At 71.1% G+C, this 26,072-nt stretch carries 19 protein-coding genes; 10 read left to right on the top strand and 9 right to left on the bottom strand.

Annotated elements, in window-relative coordinates; all coding sequences use genetic code 11:
• Positions 1 to 138: 138 nt before the first annotated feature.
• From ABZ656_RS11305 to ABZ656_RS11325, 5 genes are all read right to left on the bottom strand, one after another.
• On the bottom strand, positions 139 to 900 hold the full coding sequence (locus tag ABZ656_RS11305) for a histidine kinase (protein ID WP_360266724.1): 762 nt from the start codon (positions 898 to 900) through the stop codon (positions 139 to 141).
• A gap of 109 nt (positions 901 to 1,009) precedes the next feature.
• Complete coding sequence (locus ABZ656_RS11310; RefSeq protein ID WP_180362109.1) at positions 1,010 to 3,220, bottom strand: MMPL family transporter; 2,211 nt, start codon at positions 3,218 to 3,220, stop codon at positions 1,010 to 1,012.
• 186 nt (positions 3,221 to 3,406) lie between these two features.
• Positions 3,407 to 5,122 carry a hypothetical protein gene (locus tag ABZ656_RS11315; protein ID WP_360266728.1) on the bottom strand — a complete coding sequence of 572 codons (1,716 nt, stop codon included), beginning with the start codon at positions 5,120 to 5,122 and terminating at the stop codon, positions 3,407 to 3,409.
• A gap of 178 nt (positions 5,123 to 5,300) precedes the next feature.
• Complete coding sequence (locus tag ABZ656_RS11320; protein ID WP_360266731.1) at positions 5,301 to 5,720, bottom strand: TOBE domain-containing protein; 420 nt, start codon at positions 5,718 to 5,720, stop codon at positions 5,301 to 5,303.
• 126 nt (positions 5,721 to 5,846) lie between these two features.
• Positions 5,847 to 9,935: a bifunctional nitrate reductase/sulfite reductase flavoprotein subunit alpha gene (locus ABZ656_RS11325; protein ID WP_360266734.1), complete on the bottom strand. Its 4,089-nt coding sequence runs from the start codon at positions 9,933 to 9,935 to the stop codon at positions 5,847 to 5,849.
• Positions 9,936 to 10,128: 193 nt separating this feature from the next.
• On the opposite strand from ABZ656_RS11325, the gene ABZ656_RS11330 reads away from it, so the two are divergent.
• From ABZ656_RS11330 to ABZ656_RS11345, 4 genes are all read left to right on the top strand, one after another.
• Complete coding sequence (locus tag ABZ656_RS11330; RefSeq protein WP_101401219.1) at positions 10,129 to 10,518, top strand: cell division protein SepF; 390 nt, start codon at positions 10,129 to 10,131, stop codon at positions 10,516 to 10,518.
• Positions 10,519 to 10,672: 154 nt separating this feature from the next.
• On the top strand, positions 10,673 to 11,830 hold the full coding sequence (locus ABZ656_RS11335) for an ATP-binding protein (protein WP_360266737.1): 1,158 nt from the start codon (positions 10,673 to 10,675) through the stop codon (positions 11,828 to 11,830).
• On the top strand, positions 11,827 to 12,165 hold the full coding sequence (locus tag ABZ656_RS11340) for a nucleotide pyrophosphohydrolase (protein WP_075030563.1): 339 nt from the start codon (positions 11,827 to 11,829) through the stop codon (positions 12,163 to 12,165). Before ABZ656_RS11335 ends, ABZ656_RS11340 begins: the two co-directional genes overlap by 4 nt.
• A gap of 192 nt (positions 12,166 to 12,357) precedes the next feature.
• On the top strand, positions 12,358 to 12,834 hold the full coding sequence (locus ABZ656_RS11345) for a DUF6099 family protein (RefSeq protein WP_101401221.1): 477 nt from the start codon (positions 12,358 to 12,360) through the stop codon (positions 12,832 to 12,834).
• A 187-nt stretch (positions 12,835 to 13,021) separates the two neighbouring features.
• Here the strand turns inward: ABZ656_RS11345 and ABZ656_RS11350 are convergent, their stop codons facing one another.
• On the bottom strand, positions 13,022 to 13,945 hold the full coding sequence (locus ABZ656_RS11350; RefSeq protein ID WP_360266742.1) for an LLM class F420-dependent oxidoreductase: 924 nt from the start codon (positions 13,943 to 13,945) through the stop codon (positions 13,022 to 13,024).
• 231 nt (positions 13,946 to 14,176) lie between these two features.
• Between ABZ656_RS11350 and ABZ656_RS11355 the strand changes: the two genes are divergently transcribed.
• Together ABZ656_RS11355 and ABZ656_RS11360 are read left to right on the top strand one after the other, a co-directional pair.
• Entirely contained in the window at positions 14,177 to 15,655 is a 1,479-nt protein-coding gene (locus ABZ656_RS11355) for a 3' terminal RNA ribose 2'-O-methyltransferase Hen1 (RefSeq protein ID WP_101401223.1), read from the top strand.
• On the top strand, positions 15,652 to 18,201 hold the full coding sequence (locus ABZ656_RS11360) for a polynucleotide kinase-phosphatase (RefSeq protein ID WP_101401224.1): 2,550 nt from the start codon (positions 15,652 to 15,654) through the stop codon (positions 18,199 to 18,201). Before ABZ656_RS11355 ends, ABZ656_RS11360 begins: the two co-directional genes overlap by 4 nt.
• 131 nt (positions 18,202 to 18,332) lie before the next feature.
• Here ABZ656_RS11360 and ABZ656_RS11365 read toward each other — a convergent pair whose 3' ends face one another.
• Together ABZ656_RS11365 and ABZ656_RS11370 are read right to left on the bottom strand one after the other, a co-directional pair.
• Positions 18,333 to 19,226, bottom strand: a complete 894-nt coding sequence (locus ABZ656_RS11365; RefSeq protein WP_360266747.1) for a hypothetical protein — start codon at positions 19,224 to 19,226, stop codon at positions 18,333 to 18,335.
• Complete coding sequence (locus ABZ656_RS11370; RefSeq protein WP_101401226.1) at positions 19,223 to 20,272, bottom strand: SPFH domain-containing protein; 1,050 nt, start codon at positions 20,270 to 20,272, stop codon at positions 19,223 to 19,225. Before ABZ656_RS11370 ends, ABZ656_RS11365 begins: the two co-directional genes overlap by 4 nt.
• A gap of 167 nt (positions 20,273 to 20,439) precedes the next feature.
• Here ABZ656_RS11370 and ABZ656_RS11375 point away from each other — a divergent pair, with 167 nt between their 5' ends.
• The 3 genes from ABZ656_RS11375 (at position 20,440) to ABZ656_RS11385 (ending at position 24,476) form a co-directional block, all read left to right on the top strand.
• The gene (locus ABZ656_RS11375; protein WP_360266750.1) at positions 20,440 to 21,669 is read left to right on the top strand and encodes an arginine deiminase; all 1,230 of its coding nucleotides are present in this window, start codon (positions 20,440 to 20,442) and stop codon (positions 21,667 to 21,669) included.
• A 191-nt stretch (positions 21,670 to 21,860) separates the two neighbouring features.
• The gene (gene argF, locus ABZ656_RS11380; protein ID WP_360266753.1) at positions 21,861 to 22,895 is read left to right on the top strand and encodes an ornithine carbamoyltransferase; all 1,035 of its coding nucleotides are present in this window, start codon (positions 21,861 to 21,863) and stop codon (positions 22,893 to 22,895) included.
• A 111-nt stretch (positions 22,896 to 23,006) separates the two neighbouring features.
• Positions 23,007 to 24,476, top strand: a complete 1,470-nt coding sequence (locus tag ABZ656_RS11385) for an amino acid permease (RefSeq protein WP_360266756.1) — start codon at positions 23,007 to 23,009, stop codon at positions 24,474 to 24,476.
• On the opposite strand, the gene ABZ656_RS11390 is transcribed toward ABZ656_RS11385, so the two are convergent.
• A complete protein-coding gene (locus ABZ656_RS11390) occupies positions 24,436 to 24,888 on the bottom strand; it encodes an ATP-binding protein (RefSeq protein ID WP_168496570.1) in 453 nt (150 codons plus the stop codon). The two genes, ABZ656_RS11385 and ABZ656_RS11390, sit on opposite strands and share 41 nt — an antisense overlap.
• A 345-nt stretch (positions 24,889 to 25,233) precedes the next feature.
• Here ABZ656_RS11390 and ABZ656_RS11395 point away from each other — a divergent pair, with 345 nt between their 5' ends.
• Positions 25,234 to 26,061 (top strand): enoyl-CoA hydratase family protein, encoded by an 828-nt coding sequence (locus ABZ656_RS11395; protein ID WP_101401231.1) that lies wholly within the window; start codon positions 25,234 to 25,236, stop codon positions 26,059 to 26,061.
• The last annotated feature ends 11 nt before the right edge of the window (positions 26,062 to 26,072 follow it).

Here is a 26,072-nt window from a genome sequence, read left to right on the forward strand (position 1 = left end):
GGCATCAGGGGGCGTGGGGGTGCCTGCGGTACCAGGGCCGGGTTCTCAGGGGTGAAGCGGCAGCGTCGGCCTGTTGCGCCAGGCCGACGATCCCGACACGCCCCTGGAACCGTCCGTACCGGCGACCGGAGGGCGGTTTCACCGTCGCCACCGAACGGACTTGAGTTCACGTAGCGCCGAGGAGGTGGTGTCGGCGAGGTCGCCCAGGATCCGCCGCGTCTGGTCGGGGCGGCTGCGGGCGAGGTGCGCGGCGGCCCCGGCCAGGGCGTCGGCCAGCGCGAGGTGGTGGGCGACGACATCGTGCAGCTCGCGCGCGATGCGCACATGCGCTCCTCGGCGACCCGGTGCCGCGCCTGTTCGTCGCGGGTGCGCTCGGCGTGTTCGGCGCGCGCGTGGACGGCTTCCAGGTAGGCGCCGCGCAGCCGGGCCGTGGTGCCCCAGGCGACCGGCACCAGCAGCCAGAAGACGGGTTCGACCGTGCGGAAGAACAACGGGTGGTCGTAGTGGTCGGCGAGGACGGCCGTGGGCACCACCAGCGCCGAGACTCCGAAGAGGCCGATGCGCGCGGTCGCCCGGCTGGTTCGGATGGCCAGCCGGTACAGCGCGATCATCACCGGTCCGAGCAGCAGCGGTCTGATCGGATAGCCCGCCACGGTGCCGGTGTTGACGCAGGAGGCGGTCACCGCGACGACGGTACGGGGGTGGCTGCGACGCCACCAGAGGGCGGCGCAGGCGACACCCTCCAGGAGGACGGCCGGCCACCACTCGATCCGCTCGCCGGAGGGCTTCGAACTGCTCCATTCGCTGCCCACCACGGAGAGCGCGAAGACCGCCAGGATGACCATCGCGTTGACGGCGCGGGGGATGGTCCTTGGCGAACCGCTGCCACTTGGTGATCATCGGGAGGGTTTCCTGTCGGGTGCGGCGGCCCTGGTGGGTGACGTCGCCGACGAACGGCCCGGAGGGCCGTCCGTGCTCGGCACGGGCGGCCCTCCGGTGTGCGGGATTGTCAGACGCGGGTCGGTTCCCGTGCGGCCGGGTCGTCGTGTGCCGGGGCGATGGCGGACTGGTGGGTGAGCGCCTCGCCTTCCACGTCGACCTTGGGCAGGGTCCGGTCCAGCCAGCGGGGCATCCACCAGGCGGCCTTGCCGAGGAGGGCCAGGACTGCCGGTACGAAGGCCATGCGGACGACGAACGCGTCGAACATGACGGCGATCGCGAGGCCGAAGCCGATCATTTTGATCATTGACTCGCCGGCGCCGATGAATCCGGAGAACACGGCCATCATGATCAGGGCGGCGGCGACGACGACGCGGGCGCTGTGGCGGAAGCCGTTCTGGATGGCGCGGCTGGGGCTGTCGCCGTGGACGTATGCCTCCCGCATCCGGGCGACGAGGAACACCTCGTAGTCCATTGCGAGGCCGAAGACGATGCCCACCAGGAAGATCGGCATCATGCTCATGATCGGACCGGTGGTCTCGACCCCGAGGAGTGAGGCCAGCCAGCCCCACTGGAAGACCGCGACGACGGAGCCGAGGGCGGCGAGTACCGAGAGGAGGAAGCCGACGGCCGCTTTGATCGGGACCAGGATCGAGCGGAAGACCACCATCAGGAGCAGGATGGCCAGGCCGACGACCACGATCAGGTAGGGGATCAGGGCGTTCTGGGTCTTCTCCGCCATGTCGATGTTCAGGGCGGTGGTGCCGGTGATCTCGAATTCGGCGCGGGTCGAGGCCTCGGTGGCGGGGCGCTCGTTCCGGATGGTCTTGACGAGGTCCTGGGTCTTCTTGTCCGTGGGCGCGGTGGAAGGGACGGCGGAGAAGACCGCGGTGTCTCCCGCGGTGTTGAAGCGTGCGGGGGAGACGGACACGACTCCGTCGGTGGCCTTGATCTTCTTCTCGATGGTCGCGACCGCGGTCTTGGGGTTCGCGGCGGCCTTGGCGTCCACGACGATGGTCAGGGGGCCGTTGAAGCCGGGGCCGAAGCCCTTGGCGAGGTCGTCGTAGGCGCGGCGCTCGGTCGTCGAGGTGGGCTTGGCCTCGTCTCCGGGCATGCCCAGCTGGAGGTCCATGACGGGTACGGCGAGTGTTCCCAGGCCCACGACCGACAGCAGGAGTACCGGGAGGGGGCGGCGCAGGACGAAGCGTGCCCAGCGGCTGCCGCCGTTGTTCTCGCCGCCTTCCTTGATCTCTCCGGTCTTGCGGGAGCGGCGGGAGAGGACGGCGTTGGGCCAGAAGCCGAGGAGGGCCGGGACCAGTGTCAGCGCGATGAAGACGCCGACGATGACGGCTCCGGCGGCGGCGAGGCCCATCTTGGTGAGCATGGGGATGCCGACGACGGACAGGCCGGCGAGGGCGATGACGACGGTGAGGCCGGCGAAGACGACGGCGGATCCTGCGGTTCCGGTGGCGAGGCCCGCGGCTTCCTGCGGGGTGTGGCCCTTGGCGCGTTCCTCGCGGTAGCGGGAGACGATGAAGACGGCGTAGTCGATGCCGCAGGCGAGGCCGAGCATGGTGGCGAGCGTGCCCGTGGTCGAGGAGAGGCCGAACGCGCTGGACAGGGCCATGATCGCGGCCATCGACACGCCGACACCGATGATCGCGGTGAGCAGCGGCAGTCCGGCGGCGGTCAGCGAACCGAAGGTGATCAGCAGGACCAGTGCGGCGATGGCGATACCGATCCCCTCGGCCGCTCCGCCCGCCGAGGGTGTGGTCGCCAGCGCCGTGCCGCCGACCTCGACCGTCAGGCCCGCGTGCTTGGCCTGCGCTATCGCGTCCTTCAGGGTGTTCTTGCTGGCGTCGGTGAGGTCGTCGGCCTTCACCTTGTAGGTGACGGTGGCGTACGCCGTCGTGGCGTCCTTGCTCACCGCGTTCGCCCGGAACGGGCTGACCGCGCTCGCGACCTGCGAGCCGTCGGCCGCCTCGTCCACCAGCTTGTCGATGGTCTTCTTGTTCTCCGCGGCGGTGATCTTCTGTCCGTCGGGGGCCACGAAGACGATCCGGGCGTTCGCCCCGTCGGCCTTCGCCCCGGGGAAGCGCTGCTCCATGAGGTCGAACGCCTTCTGGGACTCGATCCCCGGCATGGAGTTGTTCGGATCAGGAGCGGCGGGAGCCTTGGCCGCACCGAAGCCGACAGCGCCGAGCACCGCCACCCAGATCAAGGCGACGTACCAACGCCGCCGGAAGGCCGTACGGCCCAGTCGATAGAGGAAAGTAGCCACGGGCTGAGGTCTCCACTCGTCCGATCTCGGGAACCCCATCAGGTTGCCCGTGGCAGACCCCTCCCGTCGTCGTGCACGTGCCGACATTTCCGACTACTGAGAACGCAGTACGCCGCTTCCGGATCATCCTCCTGACGTCTACCGCCGGCCGCGGAGAACCGCGACCGGCGGCGTACGCCAGGGGGCCTAACGGGTGCTTGCCGGGGCCTTCAGGTGCAGATCCGTGCTGGACAGCGTCATCGGCGTGGCCGAGACGGCCCGCAGCCGGATGCGTACTCCGGCGCGGGGGAGGGTGAACCTGCCGGAGGGCGGCAGGAGCTCGTAGCTGGCCGAGGAGTGCCGGCCGAGCGTGGCGGGGCCGGACTTGATGGACCAGTAGCGGCCCATCCCCTGGCCCGTGGTCAGGGTGAAGTGCGGGGTGAGGGCCGCGTCGCCGAGGTTGGTGACGCGGACGGTGAGAGCGGTCACGGCCTTGGCGGTGGTGGTCCGGCTCTCGCCGACCAGCCGCATCTTCAGGGGCGGTGAGCCCGTCACCGCCAGGGTCGACGCGACCAGGGCGGGGGCGATCAGCAGCACACCCGCGGCGACGCGCGCCCGCTGCCGGTGCGGGCCGCGCAGGAAGGCGGGCCGGGGCTGCCACGCCGTGGCGAAGGCCGACGGCGGCGCGGTCACGGCAGCGGCCAGCCAGAGCGGCGTCATCATCAGGTAGTAGCCGTCCTGCGAACGTGTCGCCAGGAAGAACGCGCACCACGGCAGGACCACCGCGGCCGGCCCCAGCCGCCGCACGAACAGCACGAAGAGCCCGAGCAGCCCCGCGGCCAGCAGCATGCTCGCGTGCGAGTACCAGGACAGCCGGTCGCTGCCGTCGGTGAAGTACAGCGAGATGCCGACCAGGCCCTGGCCGTGCAGGTTCGCCTTCTGGGTGAGCGGGAGCGCGATCCCGGAGAGCCAGCTGCGTGGCTCGCTCACGATGAAGTAAGCGTTGATCAGCAGCCAGGTCAGGGCGGCCACCCCCGCGATCCGGCCCACGGCGGCCGCCGCCGCACGCGCTCCGAGATCTCCGCGGCGCAGGGCGTAGACCCCGGCCAGCAGGAACGGCGTGAGGAACCACGGCAGCTGCTGCGAGGCGCAGGCCGCGCCCAGGCACGCCGCCCGCGCCCAGTCGCTCCACCCGCCGTAGCCCATCCGCGGCCAGCCCACCACCACCGGGATGAGGAAGGCGCAGGCGACGATCGCCGGATAGCCGAGCCGGGCGTACGCGGGCAGCAGGCCGAGCCCGAGGCAGACCAGCGTGGCCGCCGACCGCCACTGCGTGGGCAGCATCCGCCACATCACGATCGTGGCCACGATCAGGGCACCCGTGGCGGTCAGGACCGCGGGGGCGGCCCCGTGCCCGACCCACAGAAGCGGTGCGGTGAGCAGCAGGGGCAGCGGCGGATAGCCGTACGTGTAGTCGTACCCGCCGGTCATCGTCGGGGTGAGAGCGACCCCGTGCTGCCCGAAGAGCCAGGGCCACGGCTGGTCGTAGACCTGGTGCCCGGCGACGAACTCGCGGGCGGCCTGCGCGGTGAGGACGGACTCGTCACCGCCGCCGTGGTAGATGGCGAACCCGCACACCGCGAGCATGACGGCCGTCACCAGGACCACCAGGTCGAGGCGGGCCAACGAGCGACTCCGGCGCACGGTCAGCGTCAGGACGCCCGTCACCAGGATCGAGGCGTAGCAGACCGAGATCACCGCCGCGACGGCGAGCCGGTGGCTCGCGGCCGCCGTCCACATCGGGCGCGTACCGATGAAGAGGCTGACGTCGGCGAGCAGGGTCAGGACGCGGTGCCACTGCGCGGGCGTCTCGTCGGGCGACGCCTTCGTGAGGGCCTTCTGGCCGGTGGTCGACGGCCTCATTTCTGCCAAGTACACGGGATTGGACGGTAATTCCCGCAGATGAAGGCCGTGATGCCGGACGTGAAGAGTCCGGTATGAGGGCGGTAAGAAGAGTGTTTACGGCCGATGTGGGTGCGTGTCGTATGGGAGCGTCTCATATAAGGGCGTCTCATGCTTTGGCGGGGCATACGGAGGTGTCTCAGGCGTTGGAGAGGGACACCTCGGTGGACTTGATGAGCGCCACGACCGTCGATCCGGCCGCCAGGCCCAGCTCCGTCACCGCGTCCTTGGTGATCGCGGAGGTCAGCTCGCCGCCCGGGACCTCGACCTTGACGCGGGCCATGGCCCCGCCCGTGGAGACCTCCGTCACCGTGCCGGGGAACTGGTTGCGGATGCTCACCCCGTCGACCGGCCCGGTGGCCAGGGACACCTCCGTCGACTTGACCAGGGCGCGGACCGTGGACCCCGCGGCGAGACCCAGGTCCTCGACCGCCTCCGCGGTGATGGCCGCGGTGAGGTCCTGGCCACCGTCGAGACGGACCTTGACCGTCGCCATCACCTCGCCCGGGGTGACGGAGGTGACGGTTCCGGGGAGCTGGTTGCGGATGCTCAGGCTCATGGGTACGCCTCAATGTGCGGTGCGGAGGGACAACGGATGTCGGTGCGGTGGGAATAGTTGAGTTTCGCCAATTATGTGCGGCTCGCGACCCTCGGTGGGCTCACCACACCCCGTGTCTCCCGTGACTCAGTACACGTCCCGTACGTACCGCTTCTCCGCCGCCAGCTGTTTGACGTACGCGATGGCCTCGGCCTCGCCCAGACCGCCGTGCGAGACGGCGATGTCCCGCAGTGCCCGGTCGACGTCCTTGGCCATCCGCGAGGCGTCTCCGCACACATAGAAGCGGGCGCCGTCCTGGAGCCAGTGCCACAGCTCGGGCCCGTGCTCACGCATCCGGTCCTGGACGTAGACCTTGGCGCGCTGGTCGCGCGAGAACGCCGTGTCGAGCCGGGTGAGCGAGCCGTCGTCGAGCAGTCCGGTCAGCTCGTCCTCGTAGTAGAAGTCGGTGGCGCGGTGCTGTTCGCCGAAGAACAGCCAGTTCGGCGCCCGATGGCCGAGCGCCCGGCGCTCCTCCAGGAAGCCGACGAACGGCGCGACTCCGGTACCGGGCCCCACCATCACCATGGGTGTCGTCGCGTCCGCCGGGGGCCTGAAGTGCGGCGACCGCTGCACGAAGACCGGGACCTCCGCGTCCGGCTCGGCATCGGCGAGGAAGGGCGAACACACCCCGCCCCTCGGCCGGCCGCCCGGATTCTCGTACCGCACCACCGAGACGGTCAGTGAGACGAGGTACGGGTCGACGAGCGGACTCGACGAGATCGAGTACAGGCGGGGCTGCAACCGCTTGAACACCTCGGCCCACTCCGCCGCCGACGCGCGCACCGGATGCTCGGCCACCACGTCCACGGCCTGCCGTCCCCAGGACCAGCGTGCCAGCTCTCCCTTGTTGTCCGGACGCAGCAGCTTCCTCAACTCGCGGCCGTCACGTGTCCGTTCGCCGACGAAGCGCAGCAGGTCCGGCGTGATCCGCGTGATGTCGAAATGCCGAAGCAGGGCCTCGCCGAAGGAGACCTCACCAAAACCTGTCACTTCGACGGCCGTCGAGTCGTCGACCCCGATCGTCTCCAGCCATTCGGCAACCAGACCGGGCGAGTTGACGGGCCGTACGCCGAGCGCGTCCCCCGCCTCGTACGGCAGCGGCCTCTCGCTGTCCCGGGTGTCGAAGGTGAACCGGCGCACTTCCTTGCCGGCGCCGGGCAGGCTGAGCAGCCGGTTGCCGGTGAGGCGGGCGGTGGCGGCGGCCGGCGCGGGCTTGGCGGGCTTGGCGGGCCGGGGCGCCTCAGGCGTCTCGGACCGCCCGCCGAGCGCGGTGAGGACCAGCTCCAGCCAGGCGCCCGCGTTCGGCTCGTAGTCCGGTTCGCAGTCCGTACGGGGAGCCAGGCGTACGGCGCCCAACTCGTCCAGGCGCGCGTCCAGCCGGCGCCCGTGCCCGCAGAAGTCGTCGTACGAGGAGTCGCCGAAGGCCAGCACGGCATAACGCACGCCGTCCAGCCGCGGGGCCTCCTGCCCGGACAGGGTGTCCCACAGTCCGGACCCGTTGTCGGGCGCGTCACCGTCCCCGAAGGTGCTGGTGATGAAGAGCAGATCGGCGCTGCGGGCGAGCGCGCCGACGTCCGCCTCGTCCATGCCGACCAGTCGCGCCCGGTGCCCGGTGGCGGCCAGCCGCTCGGCGGTGGCCGTCGCGAACTCCTCCGCGTTCCCGGTCTGCGAGGCCCACAGCACCACCACCTCACGGCCGGCGGACTCCGGCGCCGGAGCCGTCGGGGGCGCGGAGCGCGAGTACATCCCGGCGAGCACGCCGTTCACCCAGAGGGCGTGCTCGGGGTCGAAGGGGGCGTCCGGGGGGAGGACGGGCACGCCCGGGAGCCCGGAGGAGAGCCCGGCGAGAAAGCCGCTGAGATACTGGCGCTCGACGGAGGAGAGCACGGGCGGGGGAGCGAGCTCCAGGCCGAAGCCTCCGGGTGACGCGCCGACGCTTCCGGGTGACGTGCCGAAGCCTCCGGGCGCCGTTTCGACTCGGTCGGGCGCCCTCGGCCCGTCCGGCGTCTTCGGAAGACCGCTTCGGGCGGCAACGCGCGCCAGCGACACCGCACACACCTTGAACTCCGGCTGGAACGACACCGGATCCACCGCGTCACTGGTCACCGCGTTGATGCTCAGGTACTCCCCGAACAGGTCGTTCCAGTGAAAGGGCGCGAACACGCACCCCACCCGCACCCGGTCCGTCACCACCGCCGGCAACACCGCCCGCCCCCGCCGGGAGGCGACCTCCACCGAGTCACCCTCCACGACCCCGAGCGCGGCCGCGTCCTGCGGATGCAGCTCCACGAACGGCCCCGGATTGAGCTTGTTGAGCTTCGCCACCTTCCCCGTCTTGGTCAGCGTGTGCCACTGGTGCTGCAGGCGCCCGGTGTTGAGCACGAACGGAAAGTCGTCGTCGGGCATCTCGGCGGGCGCCAGATGGGGCCGCGCGTAGAAGACGGCCCGCCCGCTCGCGGTGGGGAACGACAGGTCACCGTCGCCCCCCTTCTCCACGTACCGGATCGGATTCCGCGCGGGCCCGTCCTCCCGCGCGACGGGCCACTGCACGGGCCCGCCCCGCAGCCGCTCGTAGGAGGCACCCCGCAGATCCCACCCCGTCTTCGGGTTCCACGCCTCCTTGATCTCCTCGAAGATCTGCTCGGCACTGTCGTACGAGAACTCCTTCTCGTACCCCATGGCGCGGGCGACGGCCGCGATGATCCGCCAGTCCGCCCGCGCCTCCCCGGGCGGGTCGACTACGGACCGTGCCAGGGTCAGCGTCCGCTCGCTGTTGACCAGGACGCCCTCGGCCTCCGTCCACAGCGCGCCGGGCAGTACGACATCGGCGTACGCGTTGGTCTCGGTCTCGGCGAAGACGTCCTGGGTGACGACGAACTCGGCGGCTTCGAGCCCTTCGATGACGGTCCGGCGGTTGGCGACCGAGGCGACGGGGTTGGTGCAGATGATCCAGCAGGCCTTGATGTCCCCCTCGGCCATCTTCCGGAACATCTCGACGGTGCCCTGCCCCACCCCGTCCTTCCGGATGCTCCCGACCGGCAGCCCCCACAACTCCTCGACGAAGGCACGCTCCTCGTCCACCAGCACCGAGCGCTGTCCGGGCAGCCCCGGACCCATGTACCCCATCTCGCGCCCGCCCATGGCGTTGGGCTGCCCGGTGAGGGAGAAGGGCCCGCTGCCGGGCCTGCAGATGGTGCCCGTGGCGAGATGGAGATTGACGAGCGCGTTGGTGTTCCAGGTGCCGTGCGTGGACTGGTTGAGCCCCATGGTCCAGCAGCTCGTCCACTCCCCGGCCTCACCGATCAGCCGCGCCGCCGCCCGGATGTCGTCCTCCGGGATGCCGGTGATCTCGGCGACGGCCGCGGGCGGATAGTCGGCGAGGAACGCGGGCATCGACTCCCAGCCCTCGGTGTGCCGGGCGATGAAGTCCGGGTCCGTGTAGCCGCCTTCGTGCAGCAGGTGCAGCAGACCGTTGAGCAGCGCGAGGTCGGTCCCGGGCCTGATCTGCAGAAACAGATCGGCCTTCGCCGCCGTCGCGGTACGCCGCGGATCGACGACGATCAGCTTGGCCCCGGCCTTCACACGCTCCATGAGCCGCAGGAAGAGGATCGGATGGCAGTCGGCCATGTTGGACCCGATGACGAGGAACACGTCCGCGCGGTCGAGATCGTCGTACGACCCCGGCGGTCCGTCGGCGCCCAGCGACAGCTTGTAGCCGGTGCCCGCGCTCGCCATGCACAGCCGTGAGTTCGACTCGATCTGGTTCGTCCGTACGAAGCCCTTGGCCAGCTTGTTGGCGAGGTACTGCGCTTCGAGCGTCATCTGCCCGGAGACGTAGAAGGCGACGGCGTCCGGGCCGTGCTCGTCGATGATCGCGCGCAGGCGCCGGGCGGTCTCGGCGAGGGCCGTGTCGACGGGGACGGGCCGCGGCTCCTCGCCGCGGTCCTCCCGCACGAGCGCGGTGGTCAGCCGGCCGGGCGCGGCGAGCATGTCGGCCGTGGTCGCGCCCTTGGTGCACAGCCGGCCGGAGTTTGCGGGGTGCTCCTTGTCCCCGGACGCCTTCAGGACCGTACGCCGTCCGTCCGGTCCCCGGCCGATGTCGAGGACCATGCCGCAGCCCACACCGCAGTACGAGCAGACGGTCCGGACCTGCTCCGGGCGGGGGGTCGTGGTCATGCCGACGACAGTACGAATTGCCCGTTACGCGGATGTCACATGGTCTGATCTTGGAGGGTTACGCCCGCTGCACAACCGGCCGGCGGGCGATGTGAGGGTGTCGCGGACCGTGTCGCTGTTGGGCCGAACGGGTGACCATGCGTAAGAATTGGCCGGTGCAGACAATGAGTGCGAGCCAGGACGGGGTGGGCCAGTGAACAGCCACGACGTCACCGACGAGCAGTGGGAAGGGCTCGCCCAGGTCGTTCCGCTGCGGGGCCGGGACGCCTGGCCCTCGGCGGTGGATCACCGGTCGATACCCGAGGCCGTGACCGAGGCGCGGCGCCGCTTCGTGGTCCTGCGGGTCAATGTGTTCGCGGACGCCCGCGACGTCGCCGAGACGCTGATGTCGGGCATCCCGGTCCTGCTCGACCTGACCAGCGCGGAGACCGAGGTCGCCAAGCGGGTGCTGGACTTCAGCACGGGGGTGGTCTTCGGTCTGGCGAGCGGCATGCACCGGGTCGACCGCAACGTGTTCCTGCTGACACCGCGCGGGACCGAGGTGCGAGGGCTGATGGAAGGGGCGGGGGTTCCTGGGATCTGATCAAGGGAGGGCGGGGGTTCCCGGGATCTGACCAGGGGCGGCCAGGACCGGGCCCCGCGCGCGGGCGCGCTTCGGTCCCCCGATCGTAGGAAGGTCATCACGCCGTAACGGTTCGCCTGCGGTTCGCCCGGCAGGGGGCGCTTACCGTCCACATATGACCGTGTCATCTCTGGTGGCCCCCGCCCAGGCCGAGGCGCACCCCGACCGGCCCGGCGCCACCGAACTCAGGCTCGCCGCCTTCGCGGCACACCGGCGCGCCCGGTTCCCGCTCGGCCCCCTCACTCTCTTCACCGGGCCCAGCGGCAGCGGTAAGACCGGTGCCCTGCGGGCGTACGAGGCACTGGCGCGGCTCGGCGGCGGCGCCGCGCTGGGCGAAGTGTTCCCCGACCCGGCCTCCTGCGTCCCCGAACGCGCCCGGCCCGACGCCCAGCGACGGCGCGGCTTCCGCATCGGCTGCACGGTCGACGGCCCAGAAGGGCCCGTACGGCTCGATGTCGCCGTACAGGCCGAGCCCGAACTGCGCATCGTCGGCGAGCGGTTGACCGCGGGCGGCCTGACCCTCCTGGAGACCGCGCTACGAGACCCGGGCCGCCGGGTCGTCCAGGCGGCCTGGCACACGGCGGGCTCGTCGGCGGTGACCCGGGGCCCCCTTCCCGACGACCGCCTCGGCACCGCGCTGCTGCCACTGCGCGTGGCCGGCCGGACGGACGGCGAACGGCGGGTCCTCGCCGCGGCCGAGCAGATGGTGGTCGCCCTGCGGTCCGTGTACGCCTGCGACCCGAGCCCCCGACGGATGCGCGCCGCCGCGCCGCTCGGCGCGGGACGGCTGCTGCGGGGCTGCGACAACCTCGCCGAGGTGCTGTGGCGTACCCGATCGGAGTGCGGCCACCGCTACGCGCACCTGGTCACGGCGGTACGGGCCGGCTGCGCGGGCCCCGTCACGGACGTCCTGGCCGAGCCGCTCGGCGACGGCACGGTGCGCGCGCTCCTCGACCGCGGGGACGGCGTCCGTACGCACCTGGGGCTGCTCGGGGACGGCGAGTTGAGGTATCTGGCACTGGCCCTGGTACTGCTCACCGGGCCCGGCGTGCTGGAGGTCGACCCGGCGGGGGAGGTCCCGGCCGCGCTGCAGACGCTGACGGTGCTGGCCGACGGCCTCGACCGGGGGCTGGACGTGCGCCAGGCCGGGGAGTTGGTGCGGCTGGCGGCGCGGATGTGCGAGCGGGGGCACATCCGGCTGGTGGGTGCGGTGGGCGATGTCGTCCGGGTGCGCGAGGTGCCGGGGGTCACGGTGGTAGACCTGACGCCGTGAGTGAAAGTGAACTGGACGTGGCGAAGTTGCAGCGCAGGCTGGCCGAGTTCGCGGCCGCGCGGAACTGGCAGCAGTACCACACGCCGAAGAACCTGGTCGCCGCGCTCAGCGTGGAGGCGTCCGAACTGGTCGAGATCTTCCAGTGGCTGACGCCCGAGGAGTCGGCGCGGGTCATGGACGACGCGGACACCGCGCACCGCGTCACGGACGAGGTGGCGGACGTGCTGGCGTATCTGCTCCAGCTGTGCGAGGTGCTCGGCATCGACGCGCTGGCGGCGCTCGACGCGAAGATCGACCGGAATGAGCGGAGGTTTCCGGTGGGCGAGGGGGCGTAGAGGGCGGGGCCGGGGAAGTGGCGAGTCCGATTGTCACTCTCCGGGGTCGTTGAGTTGTCCACTTTCAACTTCGTGTCCACAGATTTCGGTCTTCCTCTGGCTTTTCGTCTCGCAGGCTCTCACTCTGGGTAGTGGACAGGGGAGTTCGGGCGGACGTGCGATGAGCGCGTCGGGACAGACGGGGGGCAGCGCATGGACGCGGTGCGGCTCATCGGGGCGAGCAGGCGTGCCCTCGCGGGGAGCGGGGACACGGTCGAAGTGATCGCGGAGGCGTGGCAGGCGCAGGCCCTGGCCCAGGCCATAGGGAGTCGCTTCGCCGTCTCGGGGCCGCCGGAACTCCGGGGCGAGGCGCTTGGACTGACGGAGCTGGCGGGCCGCGGCTGCGGTGTGCTGAACGCGCCGCCGCTCGACATGGCCGACTTACGCGCCGCTCAGCTCACCGAGTTGGGTGATGCGCGAGAGTCCCTGTTGTGCCTCGGGGGTCTTCTTGGCGAGGTCGGTATCGCTCTCGTCGGTATCGCCTGCGCGGCGGACGAACAGGGGACGTACTGGCAGTGCATGGAGGCGATCGACGCGGCGGACGAGTCCCGGGACCGGGTCCTGGAGATGCTGAGACGGCTGGCGGCGCGGGATCAGGGGGTGGTGGAGCGGGGGTGGGCGACGGGGTAGGCGGGGGCCGGGCGCGCAGTTCCCCGCGCCCCTGACGGGGCGGAGCCCCCAGGTGGGGCGCCGCCATGAGCCGGGCGCCCGGCTCCGCCCGAGCCCGACGATCACCACCTACCCGCGTCACTGCCACGAACCCGCGCCGCACAAGGGGGCGACGGATTTCGCCCGCCGGGGCCAGAGGAACGCGACCTCAGCCGAGCTGCGGCATGACCTCCGCGGCGATCAACTCCAGGTGGTCCAGGTCATCGAGGTCCAGCATCTGCATGTACATGCGCTGCGACCCGACGGCCTGATACTGGGCGATCCTCTCGACGACCTCCGTCGGGGAGCCCGCGAGCCCGTTCGCCTTGAGCTCGTCGACGTCCCGACCGATGGCGTCCGCACGCCGCTTCACCTCGGCGTCGTTCCTGCCGACACAGGCGACGAGCGCGTTCGAGTACACAAGGTCGTCCCCCTTGCGCCCGGCCCGCTCGGCCGCCGCCCGCACCCGCTGGAACTGCTGCTCCGTGTCCCCGAGGGAGGCGAAAGGAATGTTGAACTCGTCGGCGTACCGCGCCGTCAGCTCGGGCGTCCGCTTGGCACCGTGCCCGCCGATCAGGACCGGCACCTTGGGCTGCGCGGGCTTGGGAAGCGCGGGGGAGTCCTTGAGCTGGTAGTACTTCCCCTCATAGGTGAACCGTTCACCCACGGGCGTCTCCCACAGGCCCGTGATGACGGCGAGTTGTTCCTCCAGCCGCCCGAACTTCTCCTTGGGGAACGGAATCCCGTACGCCTCGTGCTCGGCCTCGTACCAGCCGGAGCCCAGACCGAGTTCCACCCGCCCGCCCGACATCTGGTCGACCTGCGCGACCTGGATGGCGAGGACGCCGGGGAGGCGGAAGGTACCGGCCGTCATGAGCGTGCCGAGGCGGATCCGGTTCGTCTCGCGGGCGAGGCCGGCCAGCGTGATCCAGGCGTCGGTGGGCCCGGGGAGCCCGTCGACGGATCCCATGTGCAGGTAATGGTCAGAACGGAAGAAGGCTCCGTAGTTGAGGTCTTCGGCGGCCTTGGCGACGCGGAGCAGCGTCTCGTAGGTCGCTCCCTGCTGCGGTTCTGTGAAGACTCGAAGATCCATGCATCCATCATGCACCGGTCACATCAGCCGACCCAGCCGGAACCGCTGCCACGGAGCTCGGCGGGAAAATTCTCGGGTCCCCCAGGGGCGTTCGCTATACGTTGGGGCGGGCGCGCCGACGACAGGCCGGGAGCAGTGATCCCCCGGCGCGCTCTCCCCCCGCTGTGGTTCACCGGCGCTCGGCGCATGTGAGGTATTCACAGCTCAGAAGACGTTTCGAGGCAGATTCCAGTGTTCCTGACGATCAGTACCACCGGTACCCCAGAGCGCCCCGCCACCGACCTCGGCTTCCTGCTGCACAAGCATCCCGACAAGGCGCAGGTGTTCTCGACCTCCTACGGCACGGCGCACGTCCTCTACCCCGAGGCGTCCGCCGAGCGGTGCACGGCCGCGCTGTTGCTGGAGGTCGACGCGGTGGCGCTGGTCCGGCGCGGCAAGGGCAAGGGCCGCGGCGGCGCACCCGACGCCGCGCTCGCGCAGTACGTCAACGACCGCCCGTACGCCGCCTCGTCCCTGCTCGCCGTGGCGCTGAGCGCGGTCTTCTCCAGCGCGATGAAGGGCCAGTGCGCCGCGAAGCCGGACCTGCCCGCCCGGCCGCTGCCACTCCGGATCGAGGTACCCGCGCTTCCCGCCAGGGGCGGCGCCGACCTCGTACGCAAGCTGTTCGAGCCGCTCGGGTGGACGGTGGCGGTCGGGGCCGTGGCGCTGGACGCGAAGTTCCCCGAGTGGGGCGACTCCCGCTATGTACGCCTGGAACTGGAGGCATCGGGCCTGACGCTCGCCGAAGCCCTGCGCCACCTCTACGTGCTGCTTCCGGTGCTCGACGACGCCAAGCACTACTGGGTGTCGTCCGACGAGGTCGACAAGCTGCTGCGGGCGGGCGAGGGCTGGCTGCCGGACCACCCCGAGCAGAAGCTGATCGCCGGCCGGTACCTCTCGCGCCGCTGGTCGCTGACGCGGGAGGCGATGGAGCGGCTGGAGCTCGTACGGCTCGCCGAGGCCGACGACGCCGAGGTCGAGGAGATCGACAACGCGGTCGACGAAGGGGCGGACACGGAGGAGAAGCCGATCCCGCTCGCCGTGCAGCGCCGGGACGCGATCCTCGCCGCGCTGCACACGTCCGGCGCGGCCCGCGTGCTCGACCTCGGCTGCGGTCAGGGTCAGTTGGTGCAGGCGCTGCTCAAGGACGTGCGGTTCACCGAGATCGTCGGTGTCGATGTGTCGATGCGCGCGCTCACCATCGCCTCGCGGCGGCTCAAGCTGGACCGGATGGGCGAGCGGCAGGCCGCCCGAGTGCGGCTCATGCAGGGCTCACTCGCGTACACCGACAAGCGTCTCAAGGGGTACGACGCCGCCGTGCTCAGCGAGGTCGTCGAGCACCTCGACCTGCCCCGGCTGCCCGCCCTGGAGTACGCCGTCTTCGGCTCTGCCCGGCCGCGTACGGTCCTGGTGACGACGCCGAACGTCGAGTACAACGTCCGCTGGGAGACCCTCCCGGCCGGACACTCCCGCCATGGCGACCACCGGTTCGAGTGGACCCGGGAGGAGTTCCGGACCTGGGCCCACCAGGTGGCCGCGCGGCACGGATACGAGGTGGAGTTCACGCCCGTCGGCCCCGACGACCCGGAGGTCGGTCCGCCGACCCAGATGGCCGTCTTCACCCTCGCCACCGCCACCCCGACCACCACGAAGGAGGAGAAGGCCGCATGACCGGCAACGACACCACCCAGGGGCGCACCCTGCCCGTCACCGACCTCTCCCTCGTCGTCCTGATCGGCGCGTCCGGCTCCGGCAAGTCCACCTTCGCCCACCGGCACTTCAAACCGACCGAGGTCATCTCCAGCGACTTCTGCCGCGGCCTGGTCGCCGACGACGAGAACGACCAGAGCGCCAGCGGCGACGCCTTCGACGTCCTCCACTACATCGCGGGCAAGCGGCTCGCGGCGGGCCGGCGCACCGTCGTGGACGCCACGAACGTCCAGCAGGAGAGCCGCCGCCAGCTGATCGAACTCGCCAAGAAGCACGACGTGCTGCCCATCGCGATCGTGCTCGACGTGCCGGAGGAGGTGTGCGCCGAACGCAACGCCTCCCGCACCGACCGTGCCGACATGCCGCGCCGTGTCATCCAGCGCCACATCCGCGAACTCCGCCGGTCCCTGCGGCACTTGGAGCGCGAGGGATTCCGCAAGGTGCACGTCCTGCGGGGTGTGGCGGAGATCGAGAGCGCCGAGGTGCGGACGGAGAAGCGGTTCAACGACCTGACCCACCTCACCGGCCCCTTCGACATCATCGGTGACATCCACGGCTGCGCCTCGGAACTGGAGACCCTGCTCGGCAAGCTCGGTTACGCCGACGGCGCGCACCCGGAGGGCCGTACGGCCGTCTTCGTCGGCGACCTCGTCGACCGCGGCCCGGACACCCCCGGAGTTCTGCGCCGCGTGATGTCCATGGTCGCGGCAGGCGACGCGCTGTGCGTGCCGGGCAACCACGAGAACAAGCTCGGCCGTTACCTCAAGGGCCGCAAGGTCCAGCACTCCCACGGGCTGGCCGAGACCATCGAGCAGCTGGACGGCGAGAGCGAGGAATTCAGCGCGCGGGTGCGGGAGTTCGTCGACGGGCTGGTCAGTCACTACGTCCTGGACGGCGGACGGCTGGTCGTCTGCCACGCCGGACTGCCCGAGAAGTACCACGGCCGTACGTCGGGCCGGGTGCGCTCGCACGCGCTGTACGGCGACACGACCGGGGAGACGGACGAGTTCGGCCTGCCGGTGCGCTACCCCTGGGCGGAGGACTACCGGGGCCGGGCAGCCGTCGTCTACGGTCACACCCCGGTCCCCACGGCCACCTGGCTGAACAACACCATCTGCCTCGACACCGGTGCGGTGTTCGGCGGCAAGCTCACCGCGCTGCGCTGGCCGGAGCGCGAGCTCGTCGACGTGCCGGCCGAACGGGTCTGGTACGAGCCGGCGAAGCCGCTGGTCTCCGAGGCGCCCGGCGGCCACGAGGGCCGTCCGCTGGACCTCGCCGACGTGCACGGACGGCGGGCCGTCGAGACGCGGTACGCCGGGCGGGTGGCGGTGCGCGAGGAGAACGCGGCGGCGGCCCTCGAGGTCATGAGCCGGTTCGCGGTCGACCCGCGCCTGCTGCCCTACCTCCCTCCGACGATGGCGCCCACGGCTACCTCCCAGGTGGAGGGCTACCTCGAACACCCCACCGAGGCCTTCGCCCAGTACAAGGAGGACGGCGTCGCCCGCGTCGTGTGCGAGGAGAAGCACATGGGGTCGCGGGCGGTGGCGCTGGTCTGCCGGGACGCGGGGGTGGCGCGGGAGCGGTTCGGCGTCGCGGAGGGGCCCACGGGGGCGCTGTACACCCGTACCGGCCGGCCCTTCTTCGACGACTCCGCCGTCACCGAGGAGATCCTCGGGCGACTGCGGGAAGCCGTGACGGCGGCCGGTCTGTGGGAGGAACTGGGCACGGACTGGCTGCTGCTCGACGCCGAGTTGATGCCGTGGTCGCTCAAGGCGTCCGGGTTGCTGCGCAGCCAGTACGCGGCGGTCGGTGCCGCGGCCGGGGCCGCGTTCCCGGGGGCGCTGGCCGCGCTCGAAGGGGCCGCGGAGCGTGGGGTCGACGTCCGGGAGCTGCTCGGCAGGCAGCGGGAGCGGGCCGCCGACGCGGCCGCGTTCACCGAGGCGTACCGGCGCTACTGCTGGCCGACGGACGGGCTGGAGGGGGTGCGGCTGGCTCCCTTCCAGATCCTTGCCGTCCAGGGCCGCAGTCTCGCAGCGGTGCCGCACGACGAGCAGCTCTCGCTCATCGACCGGCTGGTCGAGCACGACGGGAGCGGGCTGCTGCAGACGACTCGGCGGTTGTTCGTGGACACCGGGGACACGGAGTCCGTACGGGGCGGGGTGGACTGGTGGCTGGAGATGACCGGGCGTGGGGGTGAGGGCATGGTCGTCAAGCCGGTCGGTGCGGTGGTGCGGGGCGGGCAGGGACGTCTTGTCCAGCCCGGCATCAAGTGCCGGGGCCGCGAGTATCTGCGGATCATCTACGGTCCGGAGTACACGCGTCCTGAGAACCTCGCCCGGCTGCGGGGGCGGTTCCTGAACCACAAGCGGTCGCTTGCGCTTCGGGAGTACGCGCTCGGGTTGGAGGCGTTGGACCGGCTGGCGGAGGGGGAGCCCTTGTGGCGGGTGCATGAGGCGGTGTTCGGGGTGCTGGCGCTGGAGTCCGAACCGGTGGACCCACGTCTGTAGCGTTCTTCGCCCCCGCCGCCCCTACCCGTCCCATCCCGAACCCGGGGGCTTCGCCCCCGCACCCCCGGGTGCCTTCTTCGGCTGCGGATGGGTGGGGGCTGGTCGCGCAGTTCCCCGCGCCCCTGAAGGATTCAGCCCACCAGACGCAACCTCACCCCCGCCACCCCCACCCGTACCGTCTGCCCCCACACCAATTCCACCGCATCGCCCTCCATGCCGTCCCCGAACGCGATGAGGCGGTCGGACTCGACGGTGAGGGAGAGGCGGGCGGAGGCGGTGAGGGTGCCGGAGACGAGGGACGTGCCGGTGGCCGGCGACGGCCAGGCCTCGCGGACGAACCAGAGCAGGCGTTCCTCCGCGGGCCCGGGCAGCGGCAGCTCACCGCCCCGCTCCTGCCAGACCGAACGGAGCCAGCCGCTGGCGCCGGTCCCGGTGCCGATCAGGACCCCGGAGGAGGCCTGGGGCTCGACGGCACCCTCGTACTCGTCGAGCCCCAGCCGATAGCGGGCCGTCTGATGGCTCGCTGTTCCGAGATAGATCTCGTTGAGTGCGAGGAGCCGCTGCGTGTCGTCCGCGACCGCCTCGACCATGGTCAGCTCGTCGGCCCGGCCGCCGCGCGCCGAGGCGAGCAGCGCGCCCGCGTCGCGCGGCCGGTGCCGCACGAGCACCCCCGGGTTTCGTCCGGGGTCGGTGTCGATCCCCACCACCGGCTGACCGGTCAGGTACTTGGCCACGTTTGCCACCAACCCGTCCTGCCCGACCACGACCACCACGTCCTTTGGAGCGAAGAGGAAGCGGTCCAGGTCGCCCCGCTCGACGCGCGCCTGACGCCAGGTCAGCGGCACCGCCGACACCACCTCCGCCAGCGCCTCCCGCGCTCTGCGGTGCCGCTGGGCCACCTCCTCGACGTCCCGCCCCCTGGAGGAGAGGAAGAACGCCGCCTGCCCGTGCGTCCCGTGCCGGGCCACCAGTTCCTCGTACTCCGTGGTGCGATGGACGAGGACGACCCGGGGCGCGAGACTCACAGCTCCGGCCCCCCGGCGGCCCCGTTGCCCAACCGCGCGAGCAGGCCCGTCAGGACGTCCGGCGACACCGTGACACTGTCGATACGCGGCAGGTTCTCGGCGAGCCGCGTGCCCGTCAGGGCGTGCAGCGTGGCGACGTCCACGTCCCCGTGGACCCTCAGCCAGGCGGCCTGCGCCGCGGCCCGCGCCTCGCCGACCTCGCGCGCGGCCGTGGCCTCGGCCTTGGCGAGCTGTACCGTCCGGATGCCCTCCGCCTCCGCGAGCCGCACGGTCCGCGCCGCCTCCGCCCCGGCCCGCACGGCGTCCGCCGCCGCGTGCTCCTCCGCCTCGCGCCGCGCGTTGGTGCCGCGCTGGTCGACCAACTGCTCCTCGCGCCGGGCGAGTTCGATCTGACTGGCGAGCTCGTTCTCGGCGATCGCCCGCTCCCGCTCGACGGCGACGGCCCGGCGTTCGTACGTCGCCTTGTCCGCCTCCTGCTGGATCTGCTCGCGGGCGGGAGTGCGCAGCGCCCGCTCCACCTCGGGTTCCGGGCGCAACGCGACGACCCGTACGGCCACCACCTCGATCCCCGTGGCGGGCAGCCGGGGTTCGGCGGCGAGCCCGCCCGTGATCCGCTCCCGTACCGACGCGACGCCGTCCACCAGGGCCGCCGCCAGCGACGTACGGGCCAGTACGTCCAGCGCGTGCTGCTGGGCCGTCTCGGTCAGCAGCGAGCTCAGCTGTTCGAGGGGCGCGCCGCGCCAGGAGCCGGTGTCGGGGTCGACGGAGAAGTCGAGCCGTGCGGCCGCGACCCCGGGATCGACGATCCGGTAGGTGACGGTCGCCTGCACCGCGACGTCCTGGAAGTCGGACGTACGGGCGTGGAAGGTCATCGCCAACTCGCGGTCGTCAACGGGGACTTCGGAGAGCGTGGCGGTCAGGGAGCGGTACCAGAAGCTGAGTCCGGGGCCGTCGTGCACCAGCCGGCCCGACCGGTGGTGCCGGACATGGGCGGTCGGCGCCCCGCGCAGATGGCGCCAGCCGAGACGCCGGGTGATGTCGGCCATGGGTACCCCCTCGTCGCCGGGCGATCCCGGCGACCCGCTGTGATGCGCTTTTGTCGTCGCAGTGACGATAACGAAGGGGCACCCTTATCGTCAAGGGGACGAAATCAACTCGCCCGTCTCCCGTCGATCCACGGGTGAACAGGCGTCCGGATGGTCAGGATGGAGGCATGGGATTCCACGTCGACTCCGAGGCCGGGCGGCTGCGCCGCGTCATCCTGCACAGACCCGACCTCGAGCTCAAGAGGCTCACCCCCAGCAACAAGGACGCGCTGCTCTTCGATGACGTGCTGTGGGTGCGCCGGGCCCGGGCGGAGCACGACGGGTTCGCGGACGTGTTGCGCGACCGCGGGGTCACCGTCCATCTCTTCGGTGACCTGCTCACCGAGGCCCTGGAGATCCCGGCGGCCAGATCGCTCGTCCTGGACCGGGTTTTCGACGAGAAGGAGTACGGGCCGCTCGCCACCGACCACCTCCGGGCGGCCTTCGAGACCCTGCCCGCCCCGGAACTGGCGGCCGCGCTGGTCGGCGGGATGACCAAGCGGGAGTTCCTGGACGCGCACCTGGAGCCGACCTCCGTGCGCTTCCATGTCATGGACCTCGACGACTTCCTCCTCGGCCCGCTCCCCAATCACCTCTTCACCCGGGACACTTCCGCCTGGATCTACGACGGGGTCTCCATCAACGCCATGCGCTGGCCCGCGCGGCAGCGGGAGACCGTGCACTTCGAGGCGATCTACCGGCACCATCCGCTCTTCCGCGAGGAGGGCTTCAATCTCTGGTCGGAGGGGCAGGCGGACTACCCGTCCACCATCGAGGGCGGTGACGTGCTCGTCATCGGCAACGGTGCGGTGCTCATCGGCATGAGTGAGCGCACGACACCGCAGGCCGTCGAGATGCTCGCGCACAAGCTCTTCGCCGCCGGGTCGGCCCGTACGATCGTGGCGCTCGACATGCCCAAGCGGCGGGCCCTCATGCACCTCGACACCGTGATGACGATGGTCGACGGCGACACCTTCACCCAGTACGCGGGGCTCGGCATGCTCCGCTCGTACACCATCGAACCGGGCTCGGGGGACAAGGAGCTGAAGGTCACCGACCATCCGCCGGAGCACATGCACCGGGCGATCGCGGCGGCGCTGGGGCTGAGCGAGATCCGGGTGCTGACCGCGACGCAGGATGTGCATGCGGCGGAGCGGGAGCAGTGGGACGACGGGTGCAATGTCCTCGCGGTGGAGCCTGGGGTCGTCGTCGCTTATGAGCGGAACGTGACCACCAATACGCATCTGCGGAAGCAGGGTATTGAGGTGATCGAGATTCCGGGGAGTGAGCTGGGGCGGGGGCGGGGGGGGCCTCGGTGCATGAGCTGTCCGGTGGAGAGGGATGGGGTGGGGGCTTGATGCGCGGGGTGCGGGTTGTGCGCGGCTGGGCGCGCCCACGCGGCGGAGCCGCACGATGGGGTGGTCCCGCGCCCCTGGAGGGGTGCTGGTCGCGAGGTCACCCGGGAAGTACCGTATAGAAATGTAAGCGATCGTATAGACTTCCATTCGTTCCCTTGTTCGCGCCGTCCCCGTACCTCTGGAGCGCCCCCATGGCGACAGTCCCGACCGCCCTCGCCGGACGCCACTTCCTCAAGGAGCTGGACTTCACCGAGGAGGAGTTCCGCGGTCTGATCGAGCTGGCCGACGAGCTCAAGGCGGCCAAGAAGGCCGGGGCCGAGACGCAGTACCTGCGGGGCAGGAACATCGCGCTGATCTTCGAGAAGACCTCGACCCGTACACGCTGCGCGTTCGAGGTCGCCGCCGCGGACCAGGGCGCCTCGACGACGTACCTGGACCCCTCCGGTTCGCAGATAGGCCACAAGGAGTCCGTGAAGGACACCGCGCGTGTGCTCGGCCGGATGTTCGACGCGATCGAGTACCGGGGTGACAGCCAGGCCTCCGTCGAGGAGCTGGCCGCGTACGCCTCGGTGCCCGTCTACAACGGTCTGACCGACGACTGGCACCCCACCCAGATGCTCGCCGACGTGCTCACCATGACCGAGCACTGCGACAAGCCGCTCGGTGAGATCGCCTTCGCCTACCTGGGTGACGCCCGTTTCAACATGGGCAACTCCTATCTGGTCACCGGCGCGCTCCTCGGCATGGACGTCCGGATCGTCGCCCCGGGGGCCTACTGGCCATCCGACGAGATCGTCGCCCGGGCCCGCAAGCTCGCCGAGAGCAACGGCGGACGCATCACCCTCACCGAGCACCTCGGCGAGGGCGTCCACGGCGCCGACTTCGTCGCCACCGACGTCTGGGTCTCGATGGGCGAGCCCAAGGAGGTGTGGGACGAGCGCATCGCCGCGCTGTCCCCGTACGCCGTGACCATGGACGTGCTGCGCGCCACCGGCAACCCGGACGTGAAGTTCCTGCACTGCCTGCCGGCCTTCCACGACCTGGGCACCAAGGTCGGCCGCGAGATCCACGAGACCCACGGCCTCGACTCGCTGGAGGTCACCGACGAGGTGTTCGAGTCGGCGCACTCGGTCGTCTTCGACGAGGCCGAGAACCGCCTGCACACCATCAAGGCGATCATGGTCGCCACCCTGGGCCGACCAGGAATCCCCGAGGTCCTGGCCTGACGGAGGTCTCCGCAGGCCTTATCCTGACCGGCGGTCCGGAGCCACCCCTTCCGCGACCGCCGCGCGACCGACCCCGTCGCCCCCGCACCACCGGAAATGAGCACCACCCGTATGTCCGCTCCACGCATCAAGTCCCCCCAGCTGCTGATGGCCGAATCAGGCGCCGACCGCGAAGGCCATGGCCTCAAGCGGACCATGGGCCTCTTCCAGCTCATCTGCTTCGGCGTCGGTGCGATTGTCGGCACCGGAATCTTCGTCGGACTCTCCGACTCGGTCGCGCAGGCCGGACCCGCCGTGGTCGTGTCGTTCATCCTCGCGGCGATCACCTGCGTCTTCACCGCGTTCTCCTTCGCCGAACTCGGCGGCGCGATCCCGGTCTCCGGATCCTCGTACTCCTTCGCCTACGCGGGACTGGGCGAGGGCACGGCCTTCCTCGTCGGCTGGTGTCTGCTCCTGGAGTACGGCGTCTCCGTGTCGGCCGTGGCGGTCGGCTGGAGCCAGTACGTCAACGAACTGCTGCGCAGCCTCACGGGCGTGCAGCTGCCCGCCGCGCTCTCGGCCGGCCCGTCCGACGGCGGGATCGTCAACCTTCCCGCGGTCATCGTGATCGCGCTGGCCTCGGTCCTGCTGATCCGCGGGGTGCGCGAGAGTGCCCGGGCGACCGCGGCCATGGCCGTGCTGAAGCTCGTCGTGCTCGTCGCCTTCTCCGCGATCGGGTTCAGCGCCTTCAAGCACGGCAACCTCACGCCGTTCTCCCCGGCCGGGCTCGGCGGGATCGGCGCGGGCACCACGGCGGCCTTCTTCTCGTACATCGGCTTCGACGCGATCACCACGGCCGGCGAGGAGGCCAAGGACCCCCGCCGCAACATCCCGATCGCCATTCTGGTCTGCATCGGTCTGGTCACCCTGCTGTACTGCGCGGTGGCTCTCGCGGCGATCGGCGCCGTCGGCGGCGACGCGGTCGCCGGGCGGCCCGCCGCGCTGTCGTACGTCGTCAACGTGGTCACCGGCTCCACGGCCGGCGCCGGGGTCGTCGCGTTCGGAGCGGTCGTCGCCATCGCCTCGGTCGTGCTCGCGGTGATGTACGGACAGACCCGCATCCTCATGTCCATGTCCCGCGACGGGCTCGTGCCGCGCGTCTTCGAGAAGATCTCGCCGAGGACCTCGACACCGGTCGCGGGAACCCTGATCGTCGCGATCGTCTTCGCCGTCCCGGCGGCCTTCGCCCCGCTGGACGCCGTCGTCAACCTGACGACGATCGGCACGCTCGCCACCATGGCCGCCGTCAATGTCGCGGTGATCGCGCTGCGGCGCCGGGAACCCGGTCTCGCCAGGACGTTCCGGGTGCCGCTCTATCCCGCGGTGCCGCTGCTCGGCATCGGCTTCTGTCTGTATCTGATGTACGAGACGGGCTGGACGACCTGGATCCAGTTCGTGTGCTTCCTGGCGGCCGGCTTCCTCGTGTACGTGCTCTACGGGCGCCGCAGCTCCCGGCTGGCCGCGGCCGGGCCCGCTCCCGGGGCCGTTCCCGGCGCCGGGGTCACGCCGGACGCCGCTGAGCGGGCACCACAGGCAGTCTGAACCAGACCGCCTTGCCGGAGCCGGTGGGCCGGTGACCACAGGAGGAGCTGAGGGTGCGGATCAGGAGGAGGCCGCGCCCGTGCTCCTGCCAGGGGTCGGGCTCACCGGGCGGCTCCGGGACCGTGAGGTTGCCGGGCGGCGCCGGGTCCGTGTCGTGCACCTCGACCTGACAGCCGGTCGGCATCAGTTCCACGACCAGCTCTATGGGACCGTCCCCCGAGGTGTGCTCCACGGCGTTGGCGACCAGCTCCGCGGTGAGCAGTTCCGCGGTGTCGCTGTCGGCCGCGTGCTTCAGCTCGGCCAGCGCCGTGCGGACCAGGGCACGGGCGACCGGCACGGCCGCGGAGGTGTGCGGCAGCGCGATGCGCCAGGAGGCTGGGGCGGGGGTGTCGTGCAAGGTGGGTCCGTTCATGGAGCAGGCTGTCCTGCTTTCAATGTGAGGAATGGTACGGCGCGGCCGGACGGAGGCTTCAGGCGGGCGCTTTCCAGGACATTCGGTGGGCGCCCTCCCAGGACGTTCGGCTCGGCATGAGGCCCCGTACCCGGCTCAACGCCCCGTCTCCCGCGAGGTGCTCCCGCCGTTACCGGGCTATCGAGAACCCGTGACTCGGTGACGGGAAACGGTCACTTCACGACCGGGTTATTGCGTGGTCGTGACGACAGTCACAGACTGGTGATAACTTCGTGGAGTAACGACGACCGCTGTCCAGCGCCCTGGGGCGCGGACCGCCGCCCCCGTCCGAGGAGGCCGCCCGTCATGAGTCCCTTCACCGGCTCCGCCGCCCGCACCTGCGACTGGCAGCACCTGAAGTGCGAGGTCACCGACGGGGTCGCCACGGTCACCCTGGCCCGCCCCGAGAAACTCAACGCCCTCACCTTCGGCGCCTACGCCGACCTGCGTGATCTGCTCGCCGAGCTCTCCCGTGAGCGGTCGGTGCGGGCGCTGGTGCTGGCGGGGGAGGGGCGCGGTTTCTGCTCCGGCGGCGATGTCGACGAGATCATCGGCGCGACCCTGTCCATGGACACCGCCCAGCTCCTCGACTTCAACCGGATGACCGGGCAGGTCGTGCGGGCCGTACGGGAGTGCCCGTTCCCGGTGATCGCGGCGGTGCACGGGGTCGCGGCGGGCGCCGGAGCCGTTCTCGCCCTGGCCGCCGACTTCCGGGTGGCCGATCCGAGCGCCCGGTTCGCCTTCCTCTTCACCCGCGTCGGACTGTCCGGCGGCGACATGGGTGCCGCCTATCTGCTGCCCAGGGTCGTCGGGCTCGGCCACGCGACCCGGCTGCTGATGCTCGGCGAACCGGTGCGCGCGCCCGAGGCCGAGCGGATCGGCCTGATCAGTGAGCTGGCCGACGAGGGCAGCGCGGACGAGGCCGCCCAGCGGCTGGCCCGTCGCCTGGCCGAGGGCCCGGCCCTCGCGTACGCCCAGACCAAGGCCCTGCTCACCGCCGAACTGGACATGCCCCTCGCCGCCTCCGTCGAGCTCGACGCCTCGACCCAGGCCCTTCTGATGACCGGCGAGGACTACGCCGAGTTCCATGCGGCGTTCACGCAGAAGCGCGCGCCGAAGTGGCGGGGGCGATAGCCGTGGCGACG

This window comes from Streptomyces sp. NPDC007095, assembly GCF_040634475.1.
GTDB lineage: Bacteria > Actinomycetota > Actinomycetes > Streptomycetales > Streptomycetaceae > Streptomyces.